Annotated in this window: 12 protein-coding genes and 1 pseudogene; 7 read left to right on the top strand and 6 right to left on the bottom strand. The window is 68.7% G+C overall.

Going from position 1 to position 14,790, the window contains the following annotated elements; genetic code table 11:
- Nucleotides 1-42: 42 nt before the first annotated feature.
- Both ATK74_RS15765 and ATK74_RS15760 read right to left on the bottom strand, forming a co-directional pair.
- On the bottom strand, nt 43-1,017 hold the full coding sequence (locus ATK74_RS15765) for an efflux RND transporter permease subunit (protein WP_425440118.1): 975 nt from the start codon (nt 1,015-1,017) through the stop codon (nt 43-45).
- Between the two features lie 366 nt (nt 1,018-1,383).
- Nucleotides 1,384-3,660: pseudogene (locus ATK74_RS15760) on the bottom strand (efflux RND transporter permease subunit); the annotation flags it as partial.
- A gap of 106 nt (nt 3,661-3,766) precedes the next feature.
- Here ATK74_RS15760 and ATK74_RS13020 point away from each other — a divergent pair.
- Entirely contained in the window at nt 3,767-4,252 is a 486-nt protein-coding gene (locus tag ATK74_RS13020) for a MarR family winged helix-turn-helix transcriptional regulator (protein ID WP_098461442.1), read from the top strand.
- 353 nt (nt 4,253-4,605) lie between these two features.
- On the opposite strand, the gene ATK74_RS13015 is transcribed toward ATK74_RS13020, so the two are convergent.
- From ATK74_RS13015 to ATK74_RS13000, 4 genes are all read right to left on the bottom strand, one after another.
- On the bottom strand, nt 4,606-5,706 hold the full coding sequence (locus tag ATK74_RS13015) for a hypothetical protein (RefSeq protein ID WP_098461441.1): 1,101 nt from the start codon (nt 5,704-5,706) through the stop codon (nt 4,606-4,608).
- Nucleotides 5,707-5,779: 73 nt separating this feature from the next.
- On the bottom strand, nt 5,780-6,205 hold the full coding sequence (locus ATK74_RS13010; RefSeq protein WP_098461440.1) for an OsmC family protein: 426 nt from the start codon (nt 6,203-6,205) through the stop codon (nt 5,780-5,782).
- 372 nt (nt 6,206-6,577) lie between these two features.
- Nucleotides 6,578-7,567, bottom strand: a complete 990-nt coding sequence (locus ATK74_RS13005) for an aldose epimerase family protein (RefSeq protein ID WP_098461439.1) — start codon at nt 7,565-7,567, stop codon at nt 6,578-6,580.
- A gap of 36 nt (nt 7,568-7,603) precedes the next feature.
- Nucleotides 7,604-8,878, bottom strand: a complete 1,275-nt coding sequence (locus ATK74_RS13000; protein WP_098461438.1) for a multidrug effflux MFS transporter — start codon at nt 8,876-8,878, stop codon at nt 7,604-7,606.
- Nucleotides 8,879-9,144: 266 nt separating this feature from the next.
- Here ATK74_RS13000 and ATK74_RS12995 point away from each other — a divergent pair, with 266 nt between their 5' ends.
- The 6 genes from ATK74_RS12995 (at nt 9,145) to ATK74_RS12970 (ending at nt 14,777) form a co-directional block, all read left to right on the top strand.
- Nucleotides 9,145-10,365 (top strand): glycosyltransferase, encoded by a 1,221-nt coding sequence (locus ATK74_RS12995; protein WP_211283379.1) that lies wholly within the window; start codon nt 9,145-9,147, stop codon nt 10,363-10,365.
- A 7-nt stretch (nt 10,366-10,372) separates the two neighbouring features.
- The gene (locus tag ATK74_RS12990; protein ID WP_169923857.1) at nt 10,373-11,104 is read left to right on the top strand and encodes a PIG-L family deacetylase; all 732 of its coding nucleotides are present in this window, start codon (nt 10,373-10,375) and stop codon (nt 11,102-11,104) included.
- 41 nt (nt 11,105-11,145) lie between these two features.
- Nucleotides 11,146-11,445: a Dabb family protein gene (locus ATK74_RS12985; protein WP_098461436.1), complete on the top strand. Its 300-nt coding sequence runs from the start codon at nt 11,146-11,148 to the stop codon at nt 11,443-11,445.
- Between the two features lie 176 nt (nt 11,446-11,621).
- Nucleotides 11,622-12,782, top strand: coding sequence for a DUF3048 domain-containing protein (locus ATK74_RS12980; RefSeq protein ID WP_098461435.1), 1,161 nt, complete (start codon nt 11,622-11,624; stop codon nt 12,780-12,782).
- Between the two features lie 72 nt (nt 12,783-12,854).
- Entirely contained in the window at nt 12,855-14,000 is a 1,146-nt protein-coding gene (locus tag ATK74_RS12975) for an MGDG synthase family glycosyltransferase (protein ID WP_098461434.1), read from the top strand.
- A 45-nt stretch (nt 14,001-14,045) separates the two neighbouring features.
- Nucleotides 14,046-14,777 (top strand): hypothetical protein, encoded by a 732-nt coding sequence (locus ATK74_RS12970; RefSeq protein ID WP_098461433.1) that lies wholly within the window; start codon nt 14,046-14,048, stop codon nt 14,775-14,777.
- The last annotated feature ends 13 nt before the right edge of the window (nt 14,778-14,790 follow it).

Genomic DNA, 14,790 nt, shown 5'->3' with positions numbered 1-14,790 from the left:
CGAATCCGGAGTTGCCGTGCGGCGTCCTATCAAATCTCCTAGTCAGGCTTCCGTCGCAGCGGCGTCCTGCTGGGCGGCCACCGCGTCGGCCAGTCGAGCCGCCCGGCGCGCGTCCCGCTTGGTCTCCCGCCGTTCCCGCCAGGTCTCCAGCAGGTCGTACAGCACCGGCACCAGGATCAGGGTCAGCAGTGTGGACGACACCAGGCCGCCGATCACCACGATGGCCAGCGGCTTGGAGATGAACACGCCACCGCCGGTCAGCCCCAGACTCATCGGAACCAGCGCGAACACCGTGGCCAGTGCGGTCATGATGATCGGACGGACGCGCAGTCGCGCCCCCGCGGCGATCGAGGCGTCCACACTCAGTCCGGCCTTGCGCTTCTGGTTGATCAGGTCGATCAGCACGATGGCGTTGGTGACCACGATGCCGATCAGCATCAGCAGGCCGATCATGCTGGGTAGGCCGAGCGCAGTGTCGCTGATCAGCGAGAAGGCCAGCGCTCCGGTGGCCGCGAACGGGATCGAGACCAGCAGGATCAGCGGCTGCAGCAGCGAACCGAAGGTCGCCACCATGATCAGGTAGACCACCGCGATCGCCACCAGCATGGCCAGCCCCAGCTGGGCGAACGACTCGGCCTGCTGGGCCGAGACGCCGCCGATCCGGTAGCTGATCCCGTCCGGCAGGTTGAGCGCGGCCAAGCCCTTCTGGATCTGGGCCGTGGTGGCGCCGAGGTCGGCGGACTCCGAGCTGGCACTGATCGTGGCCGAGCGGACGCCGTCCACCCGGGTCACCGTTGCCGGTGCCTGGACCACCTCGACCTTGGCCACCGCGGACAGGGTCACCGGCTTGGCGGTGGCGTCCTGGGCGTCCTTGGACGCGTCCTGGATCGCCTGCTGCTTGTCCTGGGCCTCGAGCGACTTCTCCCGCTGAGTGGCCAGGGCGTCCAGCTGCTTGTCGACGCTGGACGTGCCGGACTTCGCCTGGGCCAGCGCGCCGCCCAGTTGAGCGACCTGCATGCTCATTCCGGAGACCGCCTGAGTGAGCTGGAACACCGCCGCCGAGGTTCCCACCGGGCTACAAGCCGGCGGGGTGAGATCGGGACGATCCGAGCAGAGCGGGATCGCCAACGCGGCATTCAGCTGCTTCTGCAGGCTGGCCAGGTTCTTCTTGGCCTTGGACAGCTGCGAGGCAAGGGACGCTTGGGCGGACTTGGCCTGAGACCGCGCCTTCTTCAGCGCCTTCACCTGGTCGTTGTAGGCCTTGTCGGACGCGTCCTTGGACTCGTCCTGCAGCGCCTTGGAGTCGTCGGAGACCTTCTCGGCGGCGTCCTTCTTGGCGTTGCCGCTCATCAGCTGGGTCACCGGCAGCTCGGCGTCGCGCAGCTGCTCGATGCTCTTGGCCGGCGACTTCACGCGCAGGTAGACCTTCAAGGTGTCGTCGCCGACGGCGATCGAGCCGACCTGCTGGCCGGCCACTGCGCGGGAGACGGCCTGGCCGATCGACAGCTGGGTCATCCCCAGGTCGGCGGCCTTGCGGTCGTCCACCTTCACCGAGAGCTGGTCACGCGCCTCGCTCAGGTCGGAGGTCACATTCACCAGGTCGGGGACGTCCTTCATCATGGCCACGACCTGGTCGTTGGCGGCCTTGAGGGCGACCTGGTCGGAGCCCTCGACATAGACCACCACCGAGGAGCTGGAGTTACCGACGCTGACCTCGACAGTGCCCATCGACGAGCCGAGCGCGCCGATCTGGTCGCGGATCCGGCCAACCACGTCCTTGGCCGAGTAGCCGGCCTTCAGCGGCACGGTGTAGTTGGCCTGGTTGGTGTCGGCCTGGGTGCCCAGGAAGGAGCTACCGCTGCCACCGATGCTGGTCGAGTAGGTCTGGACGGCCTGGTCGCTGGACAGCAGCTGCTCGATCTTGCGGGCGGCCGCGTCGGTCTCGGCCAGCGAGGTGCCGGCCGGCAGCTTCTGGCTGATCATCAGCGACTCGTTGCCCTGCTCACCGAGGAAGTCGGTCTTCAGCAGCGGGGTCAGCGCCATGGTCCCGGCGAACAGGACGAAGGCCAGCGTCGCCGTGATCCAGCGGTGGGCCAGGCTCCAGTTCAACACCGGCAGGTAGGCCTTCTGCAGCCAGGTGTCCTTCTCGGCCTCGGGCTCGACGACCTGCTGGCGGGCCTGCTGCTTGGCGGTGGGCCGCATGAACCAGGAGGCCAGCACCGGCACCAGAGTCAGCGAGACGAACAGGGACGCGGCCAGCGCAATGGTCACGGTCAGAGCGAACGGACGGAAGATCTCGCCGGCCTGACCACCGACTAGGCCGATCGGCAGGAAGACAGCGACCGTGGTCAGCGTCGAGCTGGTCACCGCCCCGGCCACCTCCCGGACGGCGTTCAGGATCGACTTGCGTCCGAACTCGCCATAGCCCTGGTGACGTTTGATGTTCTCGATCACCACGATCGAGTCGTCGACCACGCGTCCGATCGCGACGGTGAGTGCGGCCAGGGTGAGGATGTTCAGCGAGTAGCCGCCCACCCACAGTCCGATCAGGGCGATCAGCAGCGACAGCGGGATCGAGATGGCCGTGATGACGGTTGGACGCAGCGAGCCCAGGAAGATCAGGATCACCAGGACGGCCATGGCCAGGCCGATCCCGCCCTCGACCGAGAGATCGTGGATCGACTGCTCGATGTAGGGCGCCTGGTCGAAGACCGTGGTGAAGGTGGCATTGCCACCCAGCTGCTGCTCCAGCTGCGGGAGCATGGCACCGACCGCCTTGGCCACCGAGACGGTGTTGGCACCGGCTTCCTTGGTCACCTGCAGGGTGAGCGCGGTCTTGCCGCCGACCCGGGAGATGCTGGTGGTCTCGACCGGCTGCTCGGTGACCTTGGCCACGTCGCCGAGCTTGATCGGACCGTCCGCGGTGGGCAGCTGTAGGCCGGCGATCTGCTCGGCCGTGGAGTAGGTGCGTCCGGTCTGGACGTCCAGGTTGGCGTTGTCGGTGCGCATGGTGCCCGACGGGAAGGCGGTTGCGTTCGCCGCGAACAGCTGGCCGATCAGCGACGGATCGATGTTCTTCTTGTTCAGCTCGGCCGGGGAGTAGCTGATCATGATCTCGCGGGTCTCCTGGCCGCCCACGGCGACGTCACGGACGCCGTCGATGGTCTTCAGGCCGGGGACGACGATCTGGTTGACCTTGCTGGTCAGCATCGTGGAGTCATCGGAGGAGGACAGCGCAAGGACCACGATCGGGATGTCGTCGAAGCTGCCGGTGATCACCTTCGGGTTCACCGAGGACGGCAGGCCGGTGGAGATCGAGTCGATGGCGCTGCGAATCTTGTTGGCCATGTCGTCGGGCTTCAGGCCGTAGTCCCACTGGACACTCACCTGGGAGACGCCGGACGAGCTCTTCGAGGTGACGCTGGTCACCCCGGCGACAGCTTTCACCGCCGACTCGATCGGCTTGGAGAGCTGAGCCTCGACCACCTCAGGGGATGCCCCCGGGTAAATGGTCAGGACGCTGCCGCGGGGCAGATCGATCGAGGGGATGAGTTCTTGCTTGAGGGCACCTGCGGCGTAGACGCCGAGGGCGATCACGAGCAGGCTGAGCAGCAGCACCACGCTGCGCTGGGCCAAGCTGGCCTTGCTGAGTCGAACCATCGTCTCTCTCTCGTCCGGGCGGGGGCAGCGCAATTCTTGGGGCTGCACAGCCTCCACACATCGGTTAGCCTAACCCTAACCATTTGACCCAAACGAAGGCTTCCTCGTGGCTTATTCCATCAAGGGCCTGGATCCGGAGAGATCGGCCATTCTGGCCGAGATCTTCGAGTTGAACTCCCAGGTTCACGACCGTGCCATGGGTCTGGTCGGGCCGATGCCGATGCCGCCCGATCTGACCATGCAGCAAGTGCGCGTGCTCGGTCAGATCGTGAAGAAACCCGGGATCGCCGGCCATGAGCTGGGTGAGCTGATGCAGATCAGCGCTCCGACGGCCAGTGGATTGATCGATCGTCTCGTCGAGAAGGGCCTGGTCACCCGCTTCGATGATCCCGACGACCGCCGGGTGCGCCGGCTGCGTCCGACCAGTGACGGGATCGAGGTGATCCGGCAGATGGATTCGATGTTCGGACGGGCCATGGGAGTCACCATCGGCCTGCTCAGCCTGGAGGAACTCGACATCATCCGGCAGGGCACAGTGGTGATGTTGCGGGCTCTGGAGCGGGCAGTCACCGAGCAGCCGCCGGAGGCCTGAGACCGTCTTGTCGCTTTTGTATCGTCTGTCACTCGACACGCCGACGACACGCCGATTTCGTCCAAATTGCCAGAAATCGTCTCCATAATCTCTTGCGGTGGTGTGGGCCGCAGACTAGAAATATCCCTACCAAACCACCTCGGTGGGGCGGGGATTGGGAGCAGGAAGTCAGCTTTCCGGTCGGGGTGAAAGCCCTGGTCCGGGCGGTCCGGTGATGCGGGTCGGGTTGGCTGGTAGCTTTCGGTCGGCACCGAGCATCACGACGGTCCCACCTAGAAGGCCCCGGAGACTCATACTCGCCGGGGCCTTCGCCCATGTCGGGGCGGTGGGCCGTATCGTCGGCCCGGTTCGGACTAGATCAGAGCCCCGCTGAACCACATGGCGCCCAAGAGCATGGCCTGCACCGTGCAGGCCGCAATCAGTACGGCCCAGGCCCACCGCGGCAGCCGCAGCACCGGTAGCGCCACCAGCATCAAGGCATCGTGGCGATACCAGGCCGACCAGGCGCCACTGATCACCGGGACGGCCAGCGCACCCAGCGCGATCAGGGCCGCCGCGGCCTCCCAGGCGGGCAGGTCCCGGCGCCACAGCCGCCACCCGAGGGTGCCGGCCACCAGGATCGCGAAGATCAGGTTCACCACCAGCTGCAGGTGCTGGGCGTCGACGGAGTGGACGACCAGCCAGGGATCGCCGGCGGCGATCGGATGCCATTGGGCGAAGGACAGCGACCAGAACCGCTCGAGCTGTTCCAGCGGGTTGTGCAGGCCGGTGTTGCCGTAGTCGGCCTGGTGTTGCCAGTAGATGGTCCAGCTGCCGGTGTCGGCGTGCATCAGCCACAGCATCCACGGGTAGGCCAGGCTGCCCAGGCCGGCGGCGGCCGCTACCCGCCAGAGCCGTCCGGGCCAGGGACGTCCACGCCAGCCGAAGGCCAGGGACACGACCACCCCGATCACGCCGATCACCCCGACGAAGTGGGTGGCGAAGGCCACGAAGGCGCCGATGCCGGCGATCAGCCACGATTCCCGACGGATGCCGAGGACGACCAGGGCCAACCCGAGCAGGCACAGCGAGACCGGGAACACCGAGTGGAAGTAGATGCTGCCCGGGAAGACTGCGGCCAGGGCCATGGCCGGTCCGCTGTTGCGGTTCAGTTGGGTGCCGAGCAGCTGCCAGACCACCAGCATCACGCCCAGCAGGCTCGCCTCACTGACGATGATGCCGGCCAGCTCCGGAGTCGGCCCGAGCGCGCTGACCAGGCGAATCGCCATCGGATAGCCAGGGAACCAGGCGGTGTTGCCGCACCACACGTCCGGGAACCACGAGTACCGCTCGATGCAGCGGTACGACTCGTAGCCGTGCTCGGCGATCGACAGATACCACTGCGAGTCCCAGCGCTGGTGGGCGCTGGGTTGCAGGTAGTCCTGGCCGCTGAGGGCCGCGGTGACCCAGGCCACCAGGTTGGAGGCCAGCCAGGTGAGCAGCGGGACGGCCAGAGCCCGCCGCAGCCGCGTCCGGCGGTTCGTCGGCTCAGGCCTGCTGGAAGCTGACCGGGGTCGGCAGCTGCACCGTCCGCGAGACCGTGCACAGCCGATCGCGGGACTTGGCGATGGCCACCGGCAGCATCTCGCGGGCACGGTCGCCGTCGGGACCCTCCGGGAAGCGGACCGTGAAGGTCACCTCGACCGGGCCCAGATGATTGCCGTCGTCGTCGCTGAGCTTGTCAGCATGCACCTCAACGTCGAACTGGGTCGGCTCGGCGCGACGGGCGGTCAGGTAGTCCACATCGATGGACGAGCAGCCGGCCAGGGCGACCAGGAGCAGCTCCACCGGAGTGAAGTCGGTGGTGTCGCCCTCGCCCAGGCGCAAGGTGCCGCCGCGGACGTTGGTGGCTTCGTAGCTGCGGGCGCTCAGCCGGGTCAGGGAAGCCGTGCGCAGGTTCGTCTCATCGCTCATGGATGCAGTATCGCTCGTCGGAACCGGCTCTCCACTGCGGCTGCCCGATAGCTGGGCAAAGGCGAAGGCCCCGGCGAGTATGAGTCTCCGGGGCCTTCTAGGTGGAACCGTCGTGATGCTCGGCACCGATCAAGAACTACCAGCCAACCCGACCCGCATCACCGGGCCGCCCGAACTGAAGCTTTCACTTCGCTCGGAAAGCTGACTTCCTGCTCCCGATCCCCGCCCCACCGAGGTGGTTTGGTAGGAGCATTTCTAGTCCGATGCCCACCCCTCCGCAAGAGGATTTCGCGGGTCAGTTCCGACAGTTTCGGCGAACTCGGCGTGTCGTCGGCGTGTCGAGTGACAGAAGGGACGACGGCGGTGCGGAGCTCAGCTCAGCAGCCACTGCGTGACCGCCAGATACTCCTCGCCGGGGCGCAGCACGGCGCTGGGGAAGTTCGGGTGGTTCGGTGCGTCCGGGAAGCCCTGGGTCTCCAGGGCGACGCCAGCCCGGCGCGGGTAAGTCCGCCCGGACGTCCCCGGCTCGCCGGCGAAGTGCTCGCCGCCGTAGACCTGGATCGCCACCTGGTCGCTGCAGATGGTCAGGGTCAGCCCATTGCTGCCGACCAGCCGGCAGTGCTCGCGCATGCCGGTCCCGTCCACCACGAAGTTGTGATCGAAGCCGCCGTTGCGGGTGATCCCCTCGGCCTCGGCGCGTTCCCGGGCCGCCCCGAACAGTGGGCCGGACCGGAAGTCGGCTGCCGAACCGGTCACGTCGCGGATCTCGCCGGTGGGAATGCCGTCGTCGTGGTTGGGGGTGTAGGCGCTGGCGTGGACGAACAGCCGGTGTCCGTTGGTGTCGCCGGCACCCTCGCCGTCCAGGTTGAAGTACGGGTGGGTGGTCAGGTTGATCACGGTCGGGGCGTCGGTGGTGGCCCGGTAGGTGATCTGGGCACCGCCGGGGACCAGCTCGTAGCGGGCGGTGATGGTGGCCTCGCCCGGGTAGCCCTGGTCGCCGTCGACGCTGGTCAACGAGAACTCGACGAAGTCGTCGCCGGTGGCAGCGATGTCCCACAACCGGGTGCCGAAACCGTCCGGCCCGCCGTGCAGCTGGTTGACCCCTTCATTGGCGACCAGTCGGTAGTCCACCCCGTCCAGGCTGAACTGCGACTTGGCCAGCCGGTTCGCGAAGCGGCCGACGCTCGCCCCCAGGTATCCCGGGTTATGGGTGTAGTCGTCCAGGTTCGGGTGGCCCAACAGGATGTTGCGCCAGCCGCCATCGACGGCGACCTCGAAGCGGCGGATGGTGGCTCCCAGTGGGAGTAACTCGAGCCGTACGTCGTCGTTGGCGAGCAGGATCGGAGCAGCAGCGGACATCATGGCCGCAACGCTACGCCGACCGGCGTCGGCCTTCGGTCACAACTCGTCGGTCGGTTCGAAAGCCGCAGCATCGGACGAACTGTGCGGCTCGACCAGCGCACCGCGGACGTGACCGCGCCACAGCCACCAGGCCACCAGGGTGGCGACCAATGCACTGGCCGCCAGCGACCACAGCGAGAAGCCGAGCAGCGGGGCCAGGACTCCGGCGATGGCGGCATTGGCCAGCAGTGCCACGAAGGACTGCACCGACGAGGCCGCACCGCGGGCCGTCGGGAACAGATCGAGCATGGCCAAGGTGATGATCGGGAAGGTCAGGGCCACCCCGAAGGTGTACAGCGGCAGCGGCAGGATCGCCCAGGGCAGCCCCTGGGTGCCCGGGATCAGGGCCAGAGTCAGGTTCAGCAGGCCGGCGCCGGTGCTGACCAGGTAGCCGGCCTTGGCCAGCTGGGCGCCGGTGACCCGTCCGGCCATGCGTCCGTTCACCCAGGAGCCGATCATCATGCCGCCGATCAGCGGGACGAACAGGATCCAGAAGTCCTGGGCGCCCAGCCCGAGCAGCTTCACCACGAACAGCTGGGCCGCCGAGATGTAGAGGAACTGGCCGGCGAAGTTGGCCATGCCGGCGAAGGCCAGCCGGCGTCCGTCCCGGTTGCGCCAGACGCCGGAGACTCCGGCCAGCAGCGCCTGGGCGTTGAAGGCGGTGCGGCGCTCGCGGGGGTGGGTCTCCGGCATGGCGAACAGCACCAGGGCCAGGATGGCGACCCCGAAGGCGGCCAGGAACCAGAAGATCAGTCGCCAGTTGCCGACGCCGAGCAGCAGGCCGCCAATCACCGGTGCCAGGGCCGGGGCCAAGGCGAAGATCATGGCGATCTGGCTCATGGTCCGCTGGGCCTGGGCGTCGGAGAAGACGTCGCGCACCATGGCTCGGCTGACGATCTGGCCGGCACCGGCGCTGAACCCCTGGATCACCCGGAAGAAGAGCAGGACGCCGAGTCCCGGGGCGAGCGCCGAACCGACCGCGGCCAGCACGTAGACGATCATCCCGACCACAATCACCGGCTTGCGGCCCAGCGCGTCCGAGAGGGGGCCGTGCAGCAGGCTCATCAGGGCGTAGGACAGCAGGTAGACGCTGATGATCTGCTGCAGCGCGAACTCCGAGGCACCCCACTCGGTCTCCAGGGCGGAGAATGCCGGAAAGATGGTGTCGATCGAGAACGGCCCGATCATGCCCAGGCCGCCGAGAATCGTGAGGAAGATCCACTTCGGGCCGGTCAGTTTGGTCAGTGCCGGAGCCGGCTGTGAAGTGGACATCACGCCATTCTCCCACCGTTGCCCGCGCTGCTTTGCACGGGTCACCCGCGCTCGGGCTGGCCGAGCTCGCCCGGCTGCTGACGTGATCCGGCAGGGCCGGGCAGACCATTCTCGAACTCCGTGGCCGGGCCGGGCGCTCGGGTGCGGGTGGGTTTCGGCGTAGGGCTCAGGGATACGTTCTTCGAACGGTCTGCCCGGGTCGGCTGCTCCGTGCGCTCCGTGGTCGGGTCAGGTGGCCGCTGATCACGGCGTCCTATGCTCGTCGGGTGACGGCACCCCTCGACATCTGCTTCGTGTCCATGCACACCTCGCCGGCGAACCTGCCGGGCTCTGGTGATGCCGGTGGAATGAACGTCGTCGAGCGCGCCCAGGCGCAGGCACTGGCCGAACTCGGCCACCGGGTCCGGCTGGTCACCCGCCGCGCCGCCCCGGACGAACCGGACGAGCGGGAGCTGTTCCCCGGCGTCACCTTGCACCACCTGGACGCCGGTCCGCCCACGGTGCTGCCGAAGAGCCGGATCGACGATCACCTCGACGAGTTCTCGGCCAACCTGGCCCGGCTGGCGCCAGCCTCCATCGTCCACTCGCACCACTGGATGTCCGGAGTGGCTGCGCTGCCGGTGGCCCGGGCCTGGGGCGTCCCGCACGTGCAGAGCTATCACTCGGTGGCCGCGCTGCCCGGCTCGGAGCTGGCCGCCGGGGAGCCGCCCGAGTCGCCGCGCCGGATCCCCGGCGAGGTGCTGGTCGCGGCCGAGTCGGACGCCGTGGTGGCCATCTCCGCGGCCGAGGCGCGGACCGTGATCGAGCGCTGCGGAGCCGTGCCGCAGCAGGTGCACATCGTCTCTCCCGGGGTCGACCAGGAGCTGTTCCGGCCGCTGGCTGCCGGCGAGCCCCGCTGGCTTCCCGAGGACGCCGGGCCGGACTTCGTCGAGCGCGGCTTCCTGCTGTTCGCGGCCCGGTTCCAGCCGTTGAAGGGCCCGGACTTGGCGATTCGCGCGCTGGCCGAGCTGGAGCCGGAACTGCGTCCGCATCTGCTGGTGGCCGGCGACACCTCGCCGGATTTCGCCAGCTACGACGCCGAACTGCACGACCTGGTCGCCCGGCTCGGTCTGGACGGGCTGGTCCACTTCATCGGGCCGCAGCCGCGTCCGGCCCTGGCCGAGCTGATGCGCTCGGCGCGGGTGGTCCTGGTGCCGTCCCACTCGGAGACCTTCGGGCTGGTGGCTCTGGAGGCCGCAGCCAGTGGCACTCCGGTGATCGCCGCGGCAGCCGGTGGCCTGCGCGAGGCGGTGGCCCACGGCGAGACCGGCCAGCTGATGGATTCCCGCGAGCCCGAGGACTGGGGACGAGCGCTGCGCCGGCTGCTGACCGAGCCCGGTCTGCTGGACCGGATGGGCACCGTGGCCAGGGTGCATGCGCGGCGCTTCGAATGGCGCTGGTCGGCGCATCGGCTTGCGGCGCTGTACGCCGAACTTGTCGAGCGGTGAGCCGGCCATGAGGATCGCGCCGGGCGTCCGAGTGGCTCTCCTGCACGCCCACCCCGACGATGAGACGCTGGCCACCGGGGCGCTGGTGGCCGAGTTGGTCGGCACCAACCCGGTGCTGGTGGTGACCGCCACTCGCGGCGAGCGGGGCGAGATCGTCCCCGGCGTGCTGCCGACCTCGACGACGCCCGCGCAGCTGACCACGGTTCGGCAGGCCGAGCTGGCCTCCGCGCTGGCCGCCCTCGGGGTGGCCGAGCACTGCTTCCTGGGCACCGCGCCGGCCCGGACGCCCGGACGCCCGCCGCGGGAGTACCGCGACTCCGGGATGGCCTGGGTCCGTCCGGGGGTGGCCGGTCCGGCCGCCGATGCCGAGCCGTCCAGCCTCGCCCTGGCCGGGACGGACGAGCCCGCGGCCGATCTGGCCGCCCTGCTGATCCAGTGGCGCGCCGACCTGCTGCTCAGCTACGCCGTCGACGGCGGCTACGGCCACCCCGACCACGTGGCCTGCCATCTGATCGCCGGCCGCGCCGCGTCGCTGGCCGGTATTCGGTGCGGCGAGTTCGGCACCGGTCCGGCCCCCGCGGGTGCGGTTGGCTACGACTACCCGCAGCGGCGCGGTGCCGTCCGGGCCGCGTTGGACGGCTACCGCACCCAGCTGACCCGCGACGGCGACCAGGTGGTCCACGTCGGCGGCCAGCGGGAGCCGGTGACCACTGCCGGCTGGCTGCGCGAACTGAGATAGCGGCCGCGACCCGGAAGGGTGATCCGGCTAGGCTTCCGGCCGTGATCAAGCACATCGTGATGTGGCGCTTCGCTGACCAGGCCGAAGGCGCCGACAAGGTAACGAACCTGCAGATCGTTCGCGATCGGCTCGCCGCGCTGGACGGGCTGGTGCCCGGCCTGCGGAAGCTCGAGCCGGTGATCCCGGACGAACTCGAGCACGACTACGACCTGGTCCTGTACTCCGAGTTCGACTCGGTCGAGGCGCTGCGCGCCTACGCCGTCCACCCCGATCACCAGGCCGTGGCCGGGCTGATCGCCAAGGTCCGCACCGAGCGGGTCTGCGTCGACTACGAGGTCTAGCCCACCCTCGGCCGGGAGCTGCGGAACCGCTCCTGGGTAGGTCAACGGCCAGTTCTCGGCCATTCTCCGGCACCCGAAAGCCAAGCCTTGGCCGCCGGGTGTCGGTGGCGGTTCTACCATGGGGCGAGTGCACCGCGCGGCCTCACCGGCGGGCCTGTTCTGATCTGGAGGAAGTAATGGAACCGGTTAGCCGTCGCGCCGCCCTGCTGGGCACCGCCGGAGTCGTAGGAGCGGTCGTTGTCGGCTGCGCCGTGGATCAGCCGAAGCCGAACCCCGCACCGTCCGCAACGGGCACCGGTGCCGCTCCGGGGACGCCGAGTTCCACTCCGACTGCACCGGTCGACACCACTCCGCGCTGGCCGCTGACCGGCAAGCCGCTGGAGAACCCGGACGATGCCAAGAAGATCGTCGTGGCCGTGAAGGTTCCCGACAACAAGAACGAGCACCCGCAGGACGGCATCAACGATGCCGACATCGTCTATGTGCAGATGGACGGCTACCCGGCCGTCGTCGGCCAGACCAGCACCCGGCTGGTGCCGGTCTACCACACCACCTACGCCAAGAACGTGGCCCCGGTTCGCTCGATGCGTCCGGTGGACGTCCCGATGCTCAGCCCGATGACCGCGATCATCGGCAGCACCGGCGCCTTCCCGTGGGTGATCAAGTACCTCGGCTCATTCGGCCAGTACCTGATCAGCAAGAAGCAGTACATGACCACCAAGGGCACCGGCGCTTTCTCGATCGACCCCAAGCGGGTCCGCAAGTGGCAGGGCACGACCTACTACGACCGCGCCGTGGTCTGCCACCCGGCCGCTCTGGCCAAGCTGGCCAACAAGTTCACCGACGGCCCGCAGCAGAACTACTTCCCGTGGGCGGCCACCGACGACGAGGTGAGCACCCTCAACGGCAAGCCGGCCACGTCCATCACCGTGCCCTGGAAGAAGGGCGACACCTACTCGATGAGCTACTCCTGGAGCGCGAAGGACAAGCGCTACCTGCGCAGCATGCCGTGGGGTAAGCACGTCCAGTCCGACGGCCAGCGGGTGTGGTGCGACAACGTCCTGGTGATCCGGGCCAAGCAGGTCTTCGGCAAGATCAACACCGCCGGCAAGATCTCGTTCACCGGCCACCTCGAGCCGATCCACGAGATCATCAACACCACCGGCACCTTCTTCTACGCCGCGGGCGGGAAGTACGTCCAGGGCACCTGGACCAAGGGCGCGGTGAACGAGGTCTTCCAGTTCACCCTCGAGGACGGCACGCCGCTGAAGATGGCGCCGGGCCGGACCTTCATCGAGCTGCCCAACCTGAACGCGAACGTTCGCATCAAGGGCTGATGTCGCTGGCACCCATACCGGGGCGCGACCGCGTCCCGGTATGCCATGCTCTTGGCAGCGAAGGGAGGGCGCATGGACGAGCCCGGCACGGCCGTTGAGGCCAAGAAGCGGATCTTGTTCCTGTTCTCTGACACCGGCGGCGGGCATCGCTCGGCCACCGAGGCGATGATCGAGGCGCTGGAGCTGGAGTTCCCCGGCCGGTTCGAGCCGAAGATGGTCGACTTCTTCCGCGAGTACTACCCGCGTCCGCTGAGTTACGCGCCGGAGATGTACCCGCCGATCTCGCGGCTGCCGCAAGCCTGGGGCTTCTCCTTCAAGGCATCGGACGGACGGGCCCGCTCCGACGCGGTCAATCAGATCGCCTACCCCTACGTCCGCCGGGCCGCTCAGCGGCTGATTCGGGACAACCCGGCCGACCTGATCGTCTCGGTGCATCCCCTGGTCAACACCACTTTGGCGCGGGCGATGAAGGACTCGCCGCGTCCCTACATCACCGTGGTGACCGATCTGGTGTCCACCCATGCCTTCTGGTTCGATCGGCGATCCGACCTGGTCGTGGTCGGCACCGAGCAGGCCAAGGCCAAGGCCATCGGCTACGGCATCCCGGAGGGCAACCTGCGAGTGATCGGGCTGCCCGTGGCCGAGCGGTTCAACCAGCCGCTGGTCGACCGGGCCGGCTGGCGGGACGAGCGTGGCTGGGGCAACGACCGTCCGGTGATCCTGCTGGTCGGTGGCGGGGACGGGATGGGCCCGCTGAAGCGAGTGGCCAAAGCCATCAATGACGCCGAGCTCAACGCGTCCCTGGTGGTGGTGTGTGGCCGCAACGCCGAACTGAAAGCCGACCTGGAGGCCATCGACTGGAAGATCCCGGCGCACATGTACGGGTTCACCACCGAGATGCCGCAGTTCATGGCCGCCGCCGACATGCTGGTCACCAAGGCCGGCCCCGGGACGATCAGCGAGGCCTTCATCTCCAAGCTGCCGCTGGTCTTGTACTCCCGGCTGCCCGGCCAGGAGGACGGCAATGTCACCTACGTCGAGCAGTTGCAGGCCGGGGTCTGGGCCCCGCACCCGGCCGAGGTCGTCGAAGCCCTGCGCACGTGGGTGGACGATCCCGCGGCGCGGGAGGCAGCGTCCGCGGCCAGTGCCCGCGCGGCAAGGCCGCAGGCGGCCCGGGAGATCGCCCGGCTGATCGCCGATCAGGTCGGCATCGACTGAGGATTGGATCGCCCGGGCTAACCTCGGAAGCTGGAGGTTGAACAGGTGGACCAGAGCAAGACCGATAGCCAGGCCAACGGCAAGCCGCGCCGCGAGCCGATCGAACTGACCTTCTCGCTGCCCCAGCTGGCCGGCGGGGCGCTGGCCGCGGCCACCGCGGCCGCAATCGGCGCCCAACTCGGAGTGGCCGGCACCATCGTGGGCGCAGCGGTGGCCAGCCTGGTCGGTGGCATCGCCGGAACTCTGTACAGCGCGGGCCTGGATCGGACTCACCGCAAGGTCAGTACCGTGATCTCCCAGCGCCGGGCCGTCGTGGTCCAGCCCGAGGTGTCCCCGGAGGATCAGGCCCTGCTGCTTCCGGCCGAGGATGCCGGCGACACCTTGGTGGATCTGCCCGCCGTTCCCGAGGCTCCGGCCGGGCGTCCCCGGCGCCGGATCGGCGTCTGGGGAATGGTGGCGATCAGCACGGTGGCCATCTTCGTCCTGGCCATCGCGGCGGTCAGCCTGATCGAGCTGGGCCTGGGCCGCGCCTTCGACGGCGGCTCCGGAACCACCGTGGGCCAGGTCGTCCGTCCGCCCAAGCCGAGCGCCTCTCCTTCGACCACGGTGCCGTCCGACTCGCCGACGCCGACTCCGACCGTGACGGTCACCCACACCGCCACCATGCCGGCCACGCCGACCCCGCCCGACCCGTCCCCGACGCCGACCGCCTCGCCTACGGCGCCGCAGCCGACCCCGACCCCGACCGCTGACCCGACCAACACTCCGAGCGGGTAGCAACGGTTCGCCG

Source organism: Propionicimonas paludicola (assembly GCF_002563675.1).
Classification (GTDB): domain Bacteria; phylum Actinomycetota; class Actinomycetes; order Propionibacteriales; family Propionibacteriaceae; genus Propionicimonas; species Propionicimonas paludicola.
The sequence above is the reverse complement of the archived record's forward strand: the minus strand, read 5'-3'. Positions and strand labels throughout refer to the sequence as shown.